The sequence below is a fragment of the Ralstonia flatus genome (assembly GCF_958439105.1).
Classification (GTDB): Bacteria; Pseudomonadota; Gammaproteobacteria; order Burkholderiales; family Burkholderiaceae; genus Ralstonia; species Ralstonia flatus.
In genome coordinates this window covers 496,056-512,007 of the sequence record NZ_CAUDLI010000001.1, presented here as the reverse complement: position 1 = coordinate 512,007, position 15,952 = coordinate 496,056, and the positions used below count along the sequence as shown (strand labels likewise).

Sequence of the window (15,952 nt, the reverse complement as noted above, 5' to 3'; positions counted from 1 at the left end):
GCAGCGGCAAAAAGCTTACTGCGACAGCTTGGTCACCTTCAGTGCCGGATCGGCGGCGATGGCGGCTTCCGAGAACGGCAACCGATTCCAGCGCTTGGCCGAAAACTCGCGCATCTGGTCGAACGCATGCGGCGAAGCCGGGTCGGTCGATTCGCCGTAGGTCAGAAGCGCATCCGCCACCGGGCCTTGATCGTCGAACGTAACGGTCTGGATGTAGCTCGTGCCGAAATACACCTGCAAGCCCTTCGGCCCGATGGGCGTGCTTTGCAGCTTGTTGAGCACGCCTTCATACTCCTCGCCGCCGTGCAGCGCGATGTCGCCGCCCGGCGCATGTGCGGCCTGCACAGCGCCCAATGGCGCATCGAGCGCAAAGCCGGCCGTGCGGACAGCGCCCACGGCATCCTTCAAGGCTTTGAACACCGCCGTGCGCACGGTGGGATCGCTCATGCGCAGGCTGCGCGGCGTGTAGACGGGATCCGCCGGGTTGAAATCGACCGCGTAGACATTCGGGACGTCCTTGGCGCGCATCCAGAACTCGCGGAACACATGCGCGGCGCGCGCGTCGACGTTGTCTGTGAGGTTCCATTGCGCCAGGGCAGCGCAGCCGTCGCGCACGTCGGCGTCAAGGTTTGCCGTGGCTTTGCACGCAGCCAGCAGATCGTCGCGCACGAGGTGGCCGGCCAGGTTGGCATTGCGGAAGATCATCGACTGCAGGTTCGGCAGATTCACCTTGCTGCCCGGCAGCCCGTCGGTCCCGGCGAGGCGACGCTCGATTTCGATGATGCCGATGCGGGTGCGCAGGCGTTGCGGCACGTCGGTCGAACCCATCACCGGCGAGAAGCCCGTGAGCTTCTGCGCCGGGTTGGTCAGCCACGAGCTGTCGTTGCTGTTGGCGACGTAGTCATCGCGCTCCAGCACGGGCATGCGTGCGGGCGCCACCAGGCCCGGCACCGGCGACGCCGGATCGACCTGCCAGTTGCACGCGCTGCGTGAACCGTCGAGCAGCACGAGGCCCACGCCCTTGAAGAGCTTGTCTGCGAGCGGCGACGGCGCGCAGCGCTTGAGCGCTTCGGTCGATACGTCGGGCGTGGTCGACACATCGGCAAACAGTGCACGGCCGTTGCGGTCGGTGGCGATCGTGTTCACCCACGGGATGCCGAGGTTGCCGATGGCCTGCCGGATACCCGCCACATCCTTGGCCTGCGCGATATGCAGCCACGTATCGATGGAGCGCGTGTTGTTGCGATTGACGTCGCGCAGCGTGTAGGCCTTCTGCGAGGTCCACGGCATGCCACCGGCGGGCATCGACAGCACCGGCCCGTACACCGTGTTGTAGAAGGTGTGCGTGCGGCGCTCGATGCGACCGTCCGGCAGCTTCACGTCAAACGCCACGGTGCGCGTGGTCATCTTGTGCGGCTTGCCGTCGATCAGGTAGGTGATCGGGTCGCCTTCGGCCAGCTTCAGTTCAAACAGCGTAAAGCGGCGGCCGGTGGAAACGGTATGCGTCCACGCCACGTCTTTGTTGAAGCCGATGCTGACAACGGGGAAGGCGGCAATCGATGCGCCCATCACGTCCAGCTTGCCCGGCACGGTCAGGTGGACCTGGTAGAAGCGGTTGGTGGTCGTCCACGGGAAGTGGGGATTGCCGAGCAGCACGCCGCGGCCCGTATCCGTGGCGGTCTTGCCGAAGGCCCAGCCGTTGGAGCCGATCGGCATGTCGCGCAGCTGCAGGTCGCGGTCGAGTGCGGCGGTGTCGACGGCATGCGGTGGAATGACCGACGATGCCGGTGCGCCGCCCGGAGGTTGCGCGGCAACGATGCTTTGCAGCATGGCGCCCGCGCTCGCCTGAATGGCTTTCTCTTCGCCCATCAACATCATGTCGGCCACCGTGAGCGGGCGCACCCAATCGGCATTGCGGCAAGCGGCCGGGCGGCTGGCGGGCGGCGTGTCTTTCAGATAGCGGTTGTAGCCGACGATGTAGCCGCGCAGCAGTTCACGCGCCTCGGGCGACATCTGTGCATAGCCGGCGCGCAGGCCAGCCTCGTCGAATGCGCCCTTGAAGAAGGCGTCGGCTTGCGTGTTCGGCACGGGCTTGAACGACACCACGACCGTGCCGTCCGGCCCGAACGTCTTCGAACGTTCGCCGTTGACAGTGACGACCTGGTCGGCCAGCAGGCAGACGTTGTCCTGCGCATAGGCGTAGGCCATGCCGAAGCCGAGGCTCGCGTAATCGTTGGCGCGAACGTGCGGAATGCCAAAGCGGGTGCGGCTGATGTCAGCCGAGAGGCCGGTGTCCGAAGGCGCGGCCCAGCCGCTGCCTGTGCTTGCGCAGCCGGCCAGCGCCGCAAGCGCGGCCGTGGCAAGCGCGCCGCGCGCGAATCCCTGCATGAATCGCTGCATCGTGCGTTGTCTCCTGATGTCGATGTTGTTATGGGCGGTTGCGTCTGTGCGCAGCCACCGCGGCATCGTCAATCGGGCGGGTCTGATTCGAAAGAGGTATTCCCGCCAGAATTCGGGGCAATATCGCCACGCGTATTGCCGCCCAGACCTATACTGCGGCATGCCGAAAATCGACTTGCTGACCTTTCCTGACGCCGGTTTCTCTATGCTGGCCACGGCTTCCGACACGCTCGGCGTGGCCAATGCGCTGGCTTCCATGCAGGCCGGCAAGCGGGCCAATGCCGCCAAGGCGCCGGTGTTCGGCTGGCGGCTCATCGCGCGGGACCCGGCGCGTTGGCAGGCCGCTGCAGAAACGCTCGCTTGCCGTTGCGATGCACTGCCGCAAGACGACACGCAGCTGGGCGACGCGTTGATCGTCCCGCCGCTGCATTTCGATCACATCGGCACGCTGGAGCAGCGTCTGGCCCTGCTGGACGCGGAGCGCGCCACCATCCGGCGTTATCTGCAGGCCGGGCGGCTCGTGGCGTCGCCGTTCACGGGTGTGGCGATGCTGGCCGACGTGCTGCCGCCCGGGCAGCGCCTGACCGTCACGTGGCTCATCGCCGGGTGGGTGCAGGGCAATTTCCCCAACCTGAGGGTGGTGGCGGCACAGGCGATTGTCACCAGTGGCAACGTCATCACCGCACGGGCGATGGAGCATGGCGTGGCGCTCACGCACCGGTTGGTCGCGCGATTGGCGGATGCGCGGCTTGCACGCACGCTGGGCAATACGGCGCTCGATCACCCCGCGCGCGGCGAGGCGATCGGCATCTGGCTGCGCAGCAAACCGGCCATCCGCGACAGCGTTGTGCTGCGCGCGCGGCGCTACCTGCAGCAGCATCTGCACGAACCGTTTGATCTGGAAAAACTTGCGGCCGCGGCCTCAACCAGCGAGAGGACGCTGCTGCGGCATTTCGCGAAAACAGTGGGGATGTCGCCGCTGCAATTGCTGCACCGGTTGCGCGTGGAGCGCGCGTGTCACCTGCTCGAAGTCAGCACGCTGAGCCTGACGGCGATCGCCGAGCAGTGCGGCTATCAGGACATGTCCGCCTTCCGGCGATTGATCCGGCGGCACACGGGGCGGCCGCCGGGAGAACATCGGCGCGCGCACTCGGTGCGCGCCGAGCTGCGGAATTAGGCCGCTTTTTTCTTCTCGCCGATGCGGCTTTCCTTGCCGGCGAGCAGCTTGGCGATATTGGCGCGGTGGCGCGCGATGAGCAGTACCGCCATCAGCGCAACCGCCCCGGCAATCCAGTCGAAGCCGTTCATCAGCACGTAGAAGAACGGCGCAAACACCGCCGACACCAGCGCCGCCAACGACGAATAACGGAAGAACACGGCGATGATGAGCCACGTGGCGAGCGTGGCCAGGCCGAGCCACACGTTCAGCGCGAGCAGAATGCCTGCCGCCGTGGCCACGCCCTTGCCGCCCTCAAAGCGGTGGAACACCGGAAACAGGTGGCCCAGGAACACGGCGATCACCACCAGGGCGATGCCGGTTTCGTCCACGCCAAAGCGCGCGGCCAGCCATTGCGCCAGCCACACCGCCAGCCAGCCCTTGGCAGCATCGCCGAGCAGCGTGAGGATGGCCGCCTTCTTGTTGCCCGAGCGCAGCACGTTGGTGGCGCCGGGGTTGCCCGAGCCGTAGGTGCGCGGGTCTGCCAGACCCATCGCGCGGCTCACCACCACGGCAAACGAGATCGAGCCGATCAGGTAGGCGGCCACGGCAAAAATGACGGTTGCGACGACTGGGGACATAGGAAATCGGTGAAATCAGGCTGCGGGATTGTAGCGCGCCGCGTAGGGTGCCCCAGCCGCCGCGTTCGTTTCAATCGGGGTTTGCACAGTTGACGGGCTGCGCATTCAGCACGGTGGTCAGCACGCTGGGCGCGATGCTGACAAGAAAGCCGCGCCTGCCGCCGTTGATGTAGATGCGCTCCAGCTCCAGCACGCTCGCCTCCACATACATCGGCATCGCCTTGCGCACGCCAAACGGCGACGTGCCGCCCACCAGGTAACCGCTGTGCCGCTGTGCCACCTCGGGCTTGCAGGGCTGCACGTTCTTGCGCCCAGTCTGGCGCGCGAGGTTCTTGGTGGAGACCGAGCAATCCCCGTGCATCAGCACGATCAGCGGCTTGGCGTGCTCGTCTTCCATCACCAGCGTCTTGACGACGTGGTGTTCATCGACGCCAAGCTGGCGCGAAGACTCGGTCGTGCCGCCCTTGTCGACATAGTCGTAGGTGTGTTCGGTAAAAGCGACGCCATGTGCCTTGAGAAACTGCGTGGCGGGCGTCTCGGAAACGTGCTTGGACTTGCTCATACGGGGCAGGGGAACGATCGCTATCCGCGCGGATGGTGCTGCGCATGCAGTGTGCGCAGACGCTCGCGCGCGACGTGGGTGTAGATCTGCGTGGTCGAAATGTCTGCGTGGCCGAGCAGCATCTGCACGACGCGCAAGTCTGCGCCGTGATTGAGCAGGTGCGTGGCAAACGCGTGCCGCAATGTGTGCGGCGACAGCGGCGCGTGAATGTCGGCCAGCAGCGCATAGCGTTTGATGAGATACCAGAACGCCTGGCGCGTCATGCCTTCGCCGCGCGCGGTGACGAACAGCGCGTCAGCGGTGCGCTCGCCGAGCAGCGCCGTGCGGCCATCGCGCAGATAACGCCGCAGCCAGTCGCCCGCTTCCGCGCCGAACGGCACCAGGCGATCCTTGCCGCCCTTGCCGCCGACCACGCGGACCACGCCCTCATTCAGGCCGACTTCCACGGTTTTCAGCGCGACGATTTCCGACACGCGCAGCCCGCTCGCATACATCAGTTCGATCATCGCGCGGTCGCGCAGGCCGAGCGGCGTGTCGACATCGGGCGCGTTGATGAGCGCCTCGACTTGCGTTTCGGACAGCGTCTTCGGAAAGCGCGGCGGCTGCTTGGCGGTGGGCAGCAGGCGCGACGGATCGGTGCTCACCACATGCTCGCGCAACGCCCATTGAAAGAAACGCTTGAACACCGTACGGCGCCGGTTGGCGGACGATGCGCAGCTCTCGGCGTGGCGTGCGGCGAAGTAATCGGCCAGGTCGCCGTCTTCGGTTTCGGCGATGGATTTGCTGCGCTCGGCAAGCCACTGCGCGTAGAGGGTGAGGTCGCGCCGGTACGCGTCGAGCGTATTGCGGGCGAGGCCGTCCTCCAGCCACAGGGCGTCGCAAAAACGCTGGATCGCGTCTGCGCTTTGCGGCGGCAGGGACGGTGCTTCGGCGTCTTTCCGTGCGGCCTTTCTCATATCAGCATCACGCCTTCATGGCGCAGCAGCCAGTGCTTGATGTTCAACAGGTAGCCATCCGTGTGATGCGAAAACCCGCCGATGCCGGACGCGCTCACCACGCGGTGGCACGGGATGAGGATCGGGAACCAGTTGTCGCCGCAGGCCTGCCCCACCGCGCGTGGCACGCTGCCGATCTGTTGCGCGATGGTGCCGTAGGTGATGACGCTGCCGCATGGAATGGCGCTGATGGCCTGCCATACGCGGTGCTGGAAATCGGTGCCGGCACGCGCGAGCGGGATGTCGAATGTCGCGCGAGGGTCGCTGTAGTACGCGTCGAGCTGACGGGCCAGCCTTGCGATCAACGCGTCGGATGAATCGACGCGGGGTGTGCCTTCCGGCAGATAAACGAGTTCACGAAGCGCGCCGTCGGCCACGCGCACGCCCAGCTTGCCGAAGGGCGCTTCGAGAACGGCGTCGAAAGGGGATGGCATGACAGGGGCCGGCGCTGGAAAACAATCCTGCGAATCTAGCACAGGCCCCACGTGAGGCAGGGTTACTGATCCAGCTTGATGTTCTGCTGCTTGACCAGGGTGCGCATCTTGTCGAATTCGCGCTTGATCTCGGCCGCGTATTGCTGCGGCGTATTGCCCACAGGCTCAGCGCCGGCACCGCGGAATCGATCGACCAGGCCCGGGTCTTTCAGCGCCTTCACGGCGGCTTCGTTGAGCTTGCGGATGATGTCGTCGGACGTGCCCGCCGGTGCGACGAGGCCATACCACGCCGGGTCATTCGCATCCTTCAGGCCGACTTCGGCAAAGGTCGGCACATCGGGCAGGCTATCGACGCGTTTGTTCCACGCCACCACGATCGGCCGCAGCTTGCCGCCCTTGATGAACTGAATGGACGACGGCAGGTTGTCGACCATGATCGGCACCTGGTTGGCCAGCACGTCGTTCAGCGCAGGCCCCGCGCCGCGATACGGCACATGGACCATCTGCGTCTTGGTCAGCACCTTGAACTCTTCGCCGAGCATGTGGCCGATGCCGCAGGTGCCCGATGTCGCAAACGAATATTTGCCGGGATTGGCCGTCAGCACCGCGACGAATTCCTTGTAGTTCTTGGCCGGAAAGGTCGGGTTGACTGCGATCACGTTGGCCACCGTGGCCAGGTTGGTGATCGGCTTGAAATCCTTGAGCGGGTCGTACGAAAGCTTCGGGTTGCACGCCGGGTTGACGGCATGCGTGGAGACGGTGGCGATGCCGATCGTGTAGCCGTCCGGCGCCGCCTTGGCGATGGCATCTGCGCCGATCGAACCGCCGCCGCCGCCCTTGTTTTCCACCACCACGGCCTGGCCCAGCACCTTGGAAAGCTGGTCGGCCACGCCGCGCCCCACGATGTCTGTCGTGCCGCCGGGCGGAAACGGAATGATCAGCTTGAGCGGCTTGGCGGGGTAGTTGTCGGCCAGCGCGGGCCCGCACAACGCCATTCCTGCGGCGCCGATCAGGCTGGCGATCAGTCGTCCCTTGGTCATCGTCTCCTCCTTGTAGCTTGGTGTGCGTTCTGCGTTCTTGTGGGGAAACTGCTGAATAGCACAACGGCAAACGCCAGCCACACGGCAACCGGGGAAACCCCTGAAAAGCCAATCGTCAGCTTGTCAGCTTCCGAGCAGCCCGTTTTTCAGATCGCGATCGACCGGGCTGTTGCCGATGAAGATGCTGAGCACGGCCTGGTAGAAGTCTTCGCCGGGGATGGCTTTTGTGCGTGCCACCCCGTTGATGCTGATGGTGGTGCCGGTATCGGGGGCGTAGTCGAAGTTGATGGTGTCGCCGCGCTTGGTGGAACCGATCTGGCGCATCGCGTCTTCCAGCTGCGTGAGGCGGTCGGCCAGCTTCTGCACTTGAATTTCGGTCTGGTTGCGGTGGATGCCGTCGTTCAGCGCGTGGATGAACGTGTCGGCACCGACGTCGCGCAGCGGATGGATCTGCAGCCGCTTCGGCCCCTTCATGCCGAGGACGACTGCCGCGTTCTTGGCGCGCTCCGGCAGGTACAGGCCCGCCACATAGCCCTTGATGACGAACACCGAACGCAGGCCCGTGCCGTTGAGCAGCAGTTCGCGGCCGGCCACACGTGCGGCGTCGTCGAAGGGCACACCCTCGACGTTCACCGCTGCCCATGCCGTGCTCACACAGGCAGCGCAGAACATCGCGCCCAGGACGCCACCGCGCCACGCGCGTGCCATCCGGGATGAGCGGGCACGGATACCAGCCTGCAATGCGCGACGGAGATCAACAAGAGCGGAAAACATCGAAGTGGACGGTTTAGGATTAAGCCGCCATTTTCCCGATATTTTATTTACAAACAATTAGTGTCTGCCCTGATGCGCAAGCGTTTGCGTACTAGGCGGTATAAGGCCCTGCTGGCGTCAGCATTAAGCGGCATTCATGGGTTTGTGCTAGACGCGCATTGTTTTGTTTTTAAAACAAGCTGCAGGCTGCGTGAAAAAACAGATTAAGCGCGCGTCACAGTGTTGATGCGCTGGCGTGTTGCGCCACAGGGAGCGCTCACGTCATTGGGCGAGCGCCCATGCGACGTGTTCACGCACGAGTTCCGACGCGTCATCAGCGCGTGCACGCAGGGCGGCGGTCAGTTGCGTGCGCGTGGCATCTGGCAGCGGCGCGCGCAGCGCGTTGCCGATCGCCACGGCGATGTTGCGCAGCCAACGCTCGTGCCCGATGCGGCGGATCGGGCTGCCTTCGAGGCGCTGGTTGAACTCGTTGTCGGTCCAGTTGAACAGGCCAGCCAACGTGGCCGCGTCCAAGCCGTTGCGCACGTCGAAGTCGGGCAGGTTGGCCGGCACGGCAAATTTGTTCCATGGGCAGACCAGCTGGCAGTCGTCGCACCCGTAGACGCGGTTGCCCATCGCCGGGCGCAGTTCGACCGGGATGCTGCCCTTGTGCTCGATGGTCAGGTAAGAGATGCAGCGACGCGCGTCCACCGTGTATGGCGCGACGATGGCCTGCGTGGGGCACACGTCGATGCAGCGCGTGCAATTGCCGCAGTGGGGCTCCACGGGCGGGTCGACGGGAAAGGGCAGGTCGACGAGGATCTCTCCGAGAAAGAACATCGAGCCCGCATCGCGGTCGAGCAGCAGCGTATGTTTGCCGCGCCAGCCGAGGCCGCCGTTCGTGGCCAGCGCGACTTCGAGCACCGGCGCCGAATCGGTGAATACGCGAAAGCCGTACGGCCCGACGGCACCGGCAATCTTCTCTGCCAGCTTCTGCAGGCGCTGGCGCAGTACCTTGTGATAGTCGCGGCCGCGCGCGTAGAGCGAGATGGTGGCGTCTTCAGGGCGGCGCAGGCGGTCCCACTCGATGGTGCGCCAGTCGCTGCCGGGTGTTTGCGGATCGGCCAGATGTGGCAGATACGGCATCCGCGCGACGATCGCGCGTACCGTTCCGGCAACAAGTTCGGCGGGGCGTGCGCGGAGCATGCCATGGTTCGCCATATAATCCATGTCACCGTGAAACCCCTGCGCAAGCCATGTCTGGAGCCCTTCTTCAGCATGCGACAGGTCGACATCGGCGATGCGGACCGCATCGAAACCGAGTTCGGCACCCCAGGAGCGAATCTGCGCGACAAGCGCTTGCATGCCGGCCGCATCGGCTGGCAGGCGTGCATCGAGGTTCGTTCCGGGTGATGACGTGGGGGTGGCGGACATGCCCAAATTGTACGCAATGCCCACCGTGCTCCCTGCTGACGCGCCTTCTGGTCTGACCCCTCCGCTCGCCGAGCGCACGCTTTCGCTCACCGATGAAGCGGCCACGTCGGCCTTTGGCGCGGCACTCGCGCAGGCCGTGCTGGCATTGGGTCCGCAGCCCGTGCAGGTGCAGCTTTCCGGCGATCTGGGCGCGGGCAAGACGACGCTGTCGCGGGCCATCCTGCGCGGCCTCGGGCACACCGGGCGCGTGCGCAGCCCCACCTATACGCTGGTCGAGCCGTACGACGTGGCCGGAACCACTGGCACGCAGAAGGTCTATCACTTCGACCTGTACCGCTTTGCCGATCCCGAAGAGTGGACCGATGCCGGGTTCCGTGACTGTTTTGCCGAACCTGCGCTGTGCCTGGTCGAATGGCCCGAGAAGGCGCAGGCGCTGCTTGGTACGCCCGACCTGCACATTGCTTTATCGGTCGACGTTGTGCACGAAACCTACGATGACGGCGTTGAGCATGCACCGCGCGCAGCACGCCTGAGCGCACGCACGCAGACCGGCCTTCAACTTCTACAGTCGTTGCAACACCTGTTCCCATGCTGATCAAGCATCTGCCGACCGACCAACCGGATGATCCCAACCTGCCGAGCCAGGCCCGCCGCCAATGGCTCACGCGCATGGCGAAGGCCGGCGCAGGCACGGTCATCCTGAGCCTGGTGGGCCCGCAGATTGCACGCGGCGCCAACATCGTCGCCGTGCGCGTGTGGCCCGCCGAGGACTACACGCGCGTGACGATCGAATCCGACGTCGCGCTCAAGGCCACGCATCAGCTCATCAAGGATCCGGATCGTCTGATGGTCGACATCGACGGGCTCGACCTGAACCCAACTTTGCGCGAGTTGGTGGCCAAGATTGCGCCGAACGATCCGTACATCCGACAGGTGCGCGTGGGCCAGAACCGGCCGAGCGTCGTGCGCCTGGTGTTCGACCTGAAGGAAAGCGTCAACCCGCAGGTGTTCACGTTGCTGCCGATTGCTGGCTATCGCAACCGGCTTGTGTTCGACCTGTACCCGACCAACCCGCCCGACCCGCTGATGCAGCTGGTGCAGGCCACCGAGGGCAAGCAGGAGCGCTTTGCCGCGTCAGGCGGTACGCCGATGCCGACGGCGTCGGATGACGATGACCCGATCGCCGCGCTGGCACGCCGCGACCGGGGCGCTAGCCCCACCAAGCCAGCGATCGAAGAGCCGCAAGTTCCGGCACTTGCCAGCCGCACACCGCCTCGCAAGACGCCGCCTTCGACGTCAATGAATCCTCCGTCGACGCTCGCCAACGCGCCGAACACGCCGCCGCTGGAGATCGTTCCCGAGCAGCCTGTGCCGCGCACGCCCTCAAACGGGCCGCGCATGCGCCGCCTGCTTACCGTCGCCATCGATCCGGGCCATGGCGGAGAAGATCCAGGCGCCACGGGCGGTGCCGGCACGCACGAGAAAGACGTGGTGCTGTCGATCGCCCGCATGCTCAAGGCGAAGATCGACGCCCAGCCCAACATGCGCGCCATGATGACGCGCGATTCCGACTACTTTGTCCCGCTTGGCGTGCGCGTGCAGAAGGCACGCCGCGTGCAGGCGGACCTGTTCGTCTCCATCCATGCCGATGCGTTTCTCTCACCGGAGGCGCGCGGGGCCTCGGTGTTCGTGTTGTCCGATCGCGGCGCTTCGAGCGCGCAGGCCAAGTGGCTCGCCAACAAGGAAAACGCGGCCGACATGATCGGCGGGGCGAATCTCGGCTCGAAAGACGCGCAGGTCACGCGCGTGCTGCTGGATCTGTCGACCACCGCGCAGATCACCGACAGCATGAAGGTCGGCAAGGCGGTGCTGGACCAGATTGGCGGCATCAATCGGCTGCACAAGGGGCAGGTCGAGCAGGCGGGCTTTGCGGTGCTCAAGGCGCCGGACATTCCGTCGATCCTGGTCGAGACGGCCTTCATCTCCAACCCCGAAGAAGAAGCCAAGCTCAACGACCTCGGCCACCAGAACCAGCTTGCTGAGGCCATCCTGCGCGGCATTCGGGCGTACTTCGCCAAGAACCCGCCGCTGTCGCGCAACCCGGGCGTCTGACGCATGACGACGCTCGTATTGCGCGAAGGCGGTGCGTCCGACGCCGGCACCATCGCCGACATTCATACGCGCAGCTGGCAAAGCGCGTACCGCGGGCTGGGCGTTTTGTCCGACGCATATCTCGATGGCCGCGCAGCGATCGACATCCAGGCGAAATGGCGTGAGCGCATGGCCGCACCCGTGGCCGGACAGCAGGTGTGGTGCGCCGATCTGGACGGCCAGACCATCGGTTTTCTGTGCGCCCTGCGTGAAAACGGCACGCCCTGGGGGGCGTTCGTCGACAACCTGCATCTGCTGCCAGCCTCACGCGGCCATGGTGTCGGCAAGCGTCTGATGGGCGAAGCGGCGCGTTGGGCCGCCGCTCAGGGCATCACGCAGTTGCATCTGCTGGTGTACGAGGCGAACACCGCTGCGATCGGCTTCTACGAAGCCCTGGCCGGTGTGTCGGTCAGCCGGGACTGGCTGGAGACGGCCGATGGCGGCCACGCTTGGGTGCGCACCTACCACTGGCCGGAAGCGGAATTCGCGGGCCTGACGCGCTTGCCTTGATCAAGCCGCGCGGCTTGCCGGAGCGCCCGCGCTGGCCTCGGCGTGGGCAACGCGATCCGCATACCTGCGCGCCAGCGTCGAGCACACGATCAGCTGCAGCTGGTGATAAATCATCAGCGGCAGAACGATCAGGCCCAGCGCCGGGTTGCCGGCAAACAGGATCTTCGCCATCGGCACGCCGTTCGCCAGGCTCTTCTTCGAGCCGCAGAACACAGCGGTGATTTCGTCGGCCAGATTGAAGCCGGCGCGCCGCGACAGCCATGTCGTCGCACCGAGCACGACGAACAGCAGCGCACCGCTCATCACGGCCACGGCCACGATGGTCTCCCACGGATACCTCGACCACACACCCGCGTGCGTCGAGTCGGCAAACGAGTTGAACACGATCAGCAGGATCACCGCGCGGTCGACCTTGTTGATGATTGCCTTGTGCTTGTTGATGAACCCGCCGATGACCGGGCGCAGCAACTGCCCCAGCACGAACGGCAGCAGCAGTTGCTCGGCCACGCCCAGCAGCGCCTTGCCGACCGACAGGTCTGCGCCGGACGCCTGGATCACGAAGCTCATCAGCAGCGGCGTGGCGATCATGCCGATCAGCCCCGAGATGGTCGCGTTGAAGATGGCGGCCGGCACATTGCCCTTGGCCATGGCCGTCATCGCCACCGACGACGACACCGTGGACGGCAGCGCGCACAGATAGAACACGCCCAGCAGCAGCTTAGCCGGAATGAACGGCTTGCAGACAAGCAGAATGACCGCGCCGATCAGCGGGAACAGGATGAAGGTGCAGCTCTGCACAAACAGATGCAGACGCCAGTTGCGGGCGCCTTCGACGATCTTCTCGCGCGACAGCGCCGCGCCGTGCAGGAAGAACACCAGCGACACGCCGACGATGGTGACGATGTCGAGCCGCAACGGGCCGTCGCTCGCGCCAAGCGCCGGGAAGAAAAGGGCCAGGGCGACCATCACCAGCATGGCGCGAATGAACCCATCGATCTGGGACAACAGCGGAGATAACAGCGGGATCTTCATGTGCGTGCGCGGTCACCATTACGTAACGGCGCGGGTTGGATGGCGGGATAGCCGCTATTGCACAACATCCCTATCTAGAATACAAATGCATTGATCGAATCAATTCATACGTCGTCAGCATGAATGTGACTTTGCGCCAGTTGCGCGTCTTTCTCGCGGTGGCACGCGCGCACAGCTTCAGCCGGGCGGGCGAAACCATCGGCCTGACGCAGCCGGCCGTGAGCCGTTCGATCTCGGAGCTGGAAGGCGAACTGGGCCTGAAGTTGCTCGATCGCACCACCCGTGAAGTCGTGCTGACGGAAGTGGGACGCTCGCTGGCGACGGCGCTGGATCGCCTCGTGGCCGATCTGGACGACACGTTGCAGCAGGCGCGCCAGGTCGGCGAGCAACGGCGCGGGCGCGTGGTGGTGGCGTCCAGCCCGACCGTGTCGACACGGCTGATGCCGGTGTATGTGGCCGAGTGCGCGGTGCGCTATCCGGACATCCGCATGATCGTGCGCGACTCCGTGCAGGTCGACACGCTGCAGTTGATCCGCACGGGCGGCGCCGATTTCGGTGTGGTGGTGGAGCCGCTCGATACCGAAGGCCTATGGACGGAGCCGCTGCTGATCGATCCGTTCTGCCTGGTCTGCCGCAAGGATCACCCGTTCGCGCAGCGCAGCAGCGTGCGGTGGAAAGATCTGCATCGCACAGCGGTCGTCCTGCTCGATCACGCTTCGGGCAGTCGCCCGCTGATCGACCGCATCTTCCTGCGCCACGGCGTTCACCCTGACGTTACGCAGGAGATGGGCCACAGCAGCGCGGTCTTCGGGATGGTGGAAGCGGGCATCGGTGCGGGTGTGGTGCCGTCGCTGTCGTTGCCGCTGCCATCCTCGTCGCCATTGGTGGCGGTGCCGCTGTCGCCCAAGGAGACGCGCGCCATTGTGCTGGCGCGGCGGCATGACAGGTCGCTTTCGCCGGCGGCCGAGGCAGCGTGGCAGATGATCCGCCGGATGGCGCTGCCAGCCGCCTAACGACCTGACCGCGCTTATTTCGGCTGCATGCGGATGGCGCCATCCAGGCGGATGGTCTCGCCATTGAGCATCGGGTTCTCGACGATCGCACGCGCGAGTTGCGCATATTCCGCCGGCTTACCGAGGCGCGGCGGAAACGGCACCATCTTGCCCAGCGCGTCCTGCACTTCCGCCGGCATGCCAAGCAGCATCGGCGTCTCGAAAATGCCCGGTGCAATCGTCATCACCCGGATGCCGTCGCGCGACAGGTCACGCGCAATCGCCAGTGTCATCGCCACCACGCCGCCCTTGGACGCCGCGTAGGCCGCCTGGCCGATCTGTCCGTCAAATGCCGCCACCGATGCCGTGTTGATGATCACGCCACGCTCGCCGCCGGCATTGGGTGTGTTGCCCGCCATGGCCGTCGCTGCCAGGCGGAGCATATTGAACGTGCCGATCAGGTTGATGTTGATCACGCGTGCAAATTGGTCCAGCGGGTGCGGCCCCGTCTTGCCCACCGTGCGCGACGCCGTAGCGATACCCGCGCAGTTCACCAGCCCGCGCAACGTGCCCAGCGACGTGGCGGCGTCCACCACCGCCTGGCCGTCGGCTTCCGACGTGACGTCACAGCGCACGAAGCGGCCGCCGAGTTCCTGCGCCAGCGCGGTGCCGGCAGCCTCGTTCACGTCGGCAATCACCACCTTGCCGCCCGCTTCGGCCAGCGTCCGTGCCGTACCTGCGCCCAGTCCCGACGCGCCGCCGGTCACGATGAATACCTGATCGCGAATCTCCATGCCGTGTCTCCTTGTGTGTTGTTTGCGAGTTACTTGACGTTTACGTTCGCGTCAAGTTCAGCGTCATATGTTAGCGCGAAGCGGCCGGCGAACGAGCAAAAAAAAAGCGCCTCATGATCGAGGCGCCTTTTTTCGTGGCGGGTATTGCGGGGTGTGCTCAGTCCTGCAGCGCGCCGAATACGCGAGCCGTGATTTCATCGACGTTGCCCACGCCGCTGATCTTGCGGTACTTCGGCGGCGCAACCTTGGCGGCGCTGTTGCCGTTGGCGGCCCATTGCGAGTAGTAGTCGACCAGCGGACGCGTCTGGTTTTCATACACGTCCAGGCGCTTGCGCACGGTCTCTTCCTTGTCGTCGTCGCGCTGGATCAGCGGTTCGCCGGTTTCGTCATCCACGCCTTCGGTCTTGGGCGGGTTGTACTTGACGTGGTACGTGCGGCCCGATGCCACGTGCACGCGGCGGCCGCTCATGCGCTCGATGATGGCGTCGAACGGCACGTCGATTTCCAGCACGTAGTCGAGCGCCACAGCGGCGTCTTTCATGGCTTCCGCTTGCGGAATGGTGCGCGGGAAACCGTCGAACAGGTAGCCGTTCTTGCAATCGGGTTGTTGCAGGCGGTCTTTCACGAGGCCGATGATGATGTCATCCGACACCAGGCCGCCGGCATCCATCACCTTCTTTGCTTCGATACCCAGCGGGGTACCTGCCTTGACGGCCGCGCGCAGCATGTCGCCGGTGGAGATCTGCGGAATGCCGAACTTTTCGCAGATGAATTTGGCTTGCGTACCTTTGCCGGCGCCGGGCGCGCCCAACAGAATCAACCGCATGGTGACGAGTTCCTCAAGTTTTCGAATCCTGTCGCGCTGTCAGGCTCTGTGAAGCGCGTTGGGAATCGGTCCAAGAGGGCGGATTCCCAATACGCCTGGTGATCAAGCCATGGCGACGCAATCGACGCGAACAGGCAGCCTAGCGGGCGAAGTTGACGCCAGCCTTACCGGACTCTGGGGAATCAGGCGTCCGCCGGACGGCGGCACCCATGGCTCGATTTGTCTCCCTGTC

Annotated in this window: 16 protein-coding genes; 5 read left to right on the top strand and 11 right to left on the bottom strand. The window is 65.2% G+C overall.

The genetic code is table 11. The annotated features are described in order from the left end of the window. Positions 1 to 15: 15 nt before the first annotated feature. Entirely contained in the window at positions 16 to 2,400 is a 2,385-nt protein-coding gene (locus tag R2676_RS02460; protein ID WP_206274216.1) for an acylase, read from the bottom strand. A gap of 256 nt (positions 2,401 to 2,656) precedes the next feature. Here R2676_RS02460 and R2676_RS02455 point away from each other — a divergent pair, with 256 nt between their 5' ends. Then, on the top strand, positions 2,657 to 3,577 hold the full coding sequence (locus R2676_RS02455; protein WP_316887212.1) for a GlxA family transcriptional regulator: 921 nt from the start codon (positions 2,657 to 2,659) through the stop codon (positions 3,575 to 3,577). On the opposite strand, the gene plsY is transcribed toward R2676_RS02455, so the two are convergent. From plsY to queG, 7 genes are all read right to left on the bottom strand, one after another. After that, on the bottom strand, positions 3,574 to 4,197 hold the full coding sequence (plsY, locus tag R2676_RS02450) for a glycerol-3-phosphate 1-O-acyltransferase PlsY (protein ID WP_045787584.1): 624 nt from the start codon (positions 4,195 to 4,197) through the stop codon (positions 3,574 to 3,576). The genes R2676_RS02455 and plsY overlap by 4 nt on opposite strands. A gap of 70 nt (positions 4,198 to 4,267) precedes the next feature. After that, on the bottom strand, positions 4,268 to 4,759 hold the full coding sequence (gene ybaK, locus R2676_RS02445) for a Cys-tRNA(Pro) deacylase (RefSeq protein ID WP_206274214.1): 492 nt from the start codon (positions 4,757 to 4,759) through the stop codon (positions 4,268 to 4,270). 20 nt (positions 4,760 to 4,779) lie between these two features. Then, positions 4,780 to 5,715, bottom strand: a complete 936-nt coding sequence (gene xerD / locus R2676_RS02440) for a site-specific tyrosine recombinase XerD (protein WP_206274213.1) — start codon at positions 5,713 to 5,715, stop codon at positions 4,780 to 4,782. Further along, the gene (locus R2676_RS02435) at positions 5,712 to 6,188 is read right to left on the bottom strand and encodes a methylated-DNA--[protein]-cysteine S-methyltransferase (RefSeq protein WP_206274212.1); all 477 of its coding nucleotides are present in this window, start codon (positions 6,186 to 6,188) and stop codon (positions 5,712 to 5,714) included. The genes xerD and R2676_RS02435 overlap by 4 nt, the downstream gene beginning before the upstream one ends. Positions 6,189 to 6,250: 62 nt before the next feature. Next, on the bottom strand, positions 6,251 to 7,228 hold the full coding sequence (locus R2676_RS02430) for a tripartite tricarboxylate transporter substrate binding protein BugE (RefSeq protein WP_206274211.1): 978 nt from the start codon (positions 7,226 to 7,228) through the stop codon (positions 6,251 to 6,253). Positions 7,229 to 7,351: 123 nt separating this feature from the next. Beyond that, entirely contained in the window at positions 7,352 to 8,002 is a 651-nt protein-coding gene (locus R2676_RS02425) for a chalcone isomerase family protein (RefSeq protein ID WP_206274210.1), read from the bottom strand. A gap of 261 nt (positions 8,003 to 8,263) precedes the next feature. After that, complete coding sequence (gene queG, locus R2676_RS02420; protein ID WP_206274209.1) at positions 8,264 to 9,415, bottom strand: tRNA epoxyqueuosine(34) reductase QueG; 1,152 nt, start codon at positions 9,413 to 9,415, stop codon at positions 8,264 to 8,266. A gap of 16 nt (positions 9,416 to 9,431) precedes the next feature. Between queG and tsaE the strand changes: the two genes are divergently transcribed. The 3 genes from tsaE to R2676_RS02405 are packed head-to-tail and all read left to right on the top strand — an operon-like array spanning position 9,432 to position 12,076. Then, entirely contained in the window at positions 9,432 to 10,010 is a 579-nt protein-coding gene (tsaE, locus tag R2676_RS02415; protein WP_206274327.1) for a tRNA (adenosine(37)-N6)-threonylcarbamoyltransferase complex ATPase subunit type 1 TsaE, read from the top strand. Then, positions 10,004 to 11,527 (top strand): N-acetylmuramoyl-L-alanine amidase, encoded by a 1,524-nt coding sequence (locus tag R2676_RS02410; RefSeq protein WP_206274208.1) that lies wholly within the window; start codon positions 10,004 to 10,006, stop codon positions 11,525 to 11,527. Before tsaE ends, R2676_RS02410 begins: the two co-directional genes overlap by 7 nt. Before the next feature lie 3 nt (positions 11,528 to 11,530). Continuing rightward, positions 11,531 to 12,076: a GNAT family N-acetyltransferase gene (locus tag R2676_RS02405; RefSeq protein ID WP_206274207.1), complete on the top strand. Its 546-nt coding sequence runs from the start codon at positions 11,531 to 11,533 to the stop codon at positions 12,074 to 12,076. Here the strand turns inward: R2676_RS02405 and R2676_RS02400 are convergent, their stop codons facing one another. After that, the gene (locus tag R2676_RS02400) at positions 12,077 to 13,108 is read right to left on the bottom strand and encodes a bile acid:sodium symporter family protein (protein ID WP_206274206.1); all 1,032 of its coding nucleotides are present in this window, start codon (positions 13,106 to 13,108) and stop codon (positions 12,077 to 12,079) included. 119 nt (positions 13,109 to 13,227) lie between these two features. On the opposite strand from R2676_RS02400, the gene R2676_RS02395 reads away from it, so the two are divergent. Then, positions 13,228 to 14,121, top strand: coding sequence for a LysR family transcriptional regulator (locus R2676_RS02395; protein WP_206274205.1), 894 nt, complete (start codon positions 13,228 to 13,230; stop codon positions 14,119 to 14,121). Positions 14,122 to 14,135: 14 nt separating this feature from the next. Here R2676_RS02395 and R2676_RS02390 read toward each other — a convergent pair whose 3' ends face one another. Then, entirely contained in the window at positions 14,136 to 14,894 is a 759-nt protein-coding gene (locus R2676_RS02390) for a 3-hydroxyacyl-CoA dehydrogenase (RefSeq protein WP_206274204.1), read from the bottom strand. Between the two features lie 157 nt (positions 14,895 to 15,051). Further along, the gene (adk, locus tag R2676_RS02385) at positions 15,052 to 15,720 is read right to left on the bottom strand and encodes an adenylate kinase (protein ID WP_206274203.1); all 669 of its coding nucleotides are present in this window, start codon (positions 15,718 to 15,720) and stop codon (positions 15,052 to 15,054) included. Between the last annotated feature and the right edge of the window lie 232 nt (positions 15,721 to 15,952).

Bases quoted from the DNA above. Each gene is read 5' to 3' on its own strand.
- R2676_RS02460 (WP_206274216.1), bottom strand. From the start codon at position 2,400: ATGCAGCGATTCATGCAGGGATTCGCGCGCGGCGCGCTTGCCACGGCC.
- R2676_RS02455 (WP_316887212.1), top strand. From the start codon at position 2,657: ATGCAGGCCGGCAAGCGGGCCAATGCCGCCAAGGCGCCGGTGTTCGGC.
- plsY (WP_045787584.1), bottom strand. From the start codon at position 4,197: ATGTCCCCAGTCGTCGCAACCGTCATTTTTGCCGTGGCCGCCTACCTG.
- ybaK (WP_206274214.1), bottom strand. From the start codon at position 4,759: ATGAGCAAGTCCAAGCACGTTTCCGAGACGCCCGCCACGCAGTTTCTC.
- xerD (WP_206274213.1), bottom strand. From the start codon at position 5,715: ATGAGAAAGGCCGCACGGAAAGACGCCGAAGCACCGTCCCTGCCGCCG.
- R2676_RS02435 (WP_206274212.1), bottom strand. From the start codon at position 6,188: ATGCCATCCCCTTTCGACGCCGTTCTCGAAGCGCCCTTCGGCAAGCTG.
- R2676_RS02430 (WP_206274211.1), bottom strand. From the start codon at position 7,228: ATGACCAAGGGACGACTGATCGCCAGCCTGATCGGCGCCGCAGGAATG.
- R2676_RS02425 (WP_206274210.1), bottom strand. From the start codon at position 8,002: ATGTTTTCCGCTCTTGTTGATCTCCGTCGCGCATTGCAGGCTGGTATC.
- queG (WP_206274209.1), bottom strand. From the start codon at position 9,415: ATGTCCGCCACCCCCACGTCATCACCCGGAACGAACCTCGATGCACGC.
- tsaE (WP_206274327.1), top strand. From the start codon at position 9,432: ATGCCCACCGTGCTCCCTGCTGACGCGCCTTCTGGTCTGACCCCTCCG.
- R2676_RS02410 (WP_206274208.1), top strand. From the start codon at position 10,004: ATGCTGATCAAGCATCTGCCGACCGACCAACCGGATGATCCCAACCTG.
- R2676_RS02405 (WP_206274207.1), top strand. From the start codon at position 11,531: ATGACGACGCTCGTATTGCGCGAAGGCGGTGCGTCCGACGCCGGCACC.
- R2676_RS02400 (WP_206274206.1), bottom strand. From the start codon at position 13,108: ATGAAGATCCCGCTGTTATCTCCGCTGTTGTCCCAGATCGATGGGTTC.
- R2676_RS02395 (WP_206274205.1), top strand. From the start codon at position 13,228: ATGAATGTGACTTTGCGCCAGTTGCGCGTCTTTCTCGCGGTGGCACGC.
- R2676_RS02390 (WP_206274204.1), bottom strand. From the start codon at position 14,894: ATGGAGATTCGCGATCAGGTATTCATCGTGACCGGCGGCGCGTCGGGA.
- adk (WP_206274203.1), bottom strand. From the start codon at position 15,720: ATGCGGTTGATTCTGTTGGGCGCGCCCGGCGCCGGCAAAGGTACGCAA.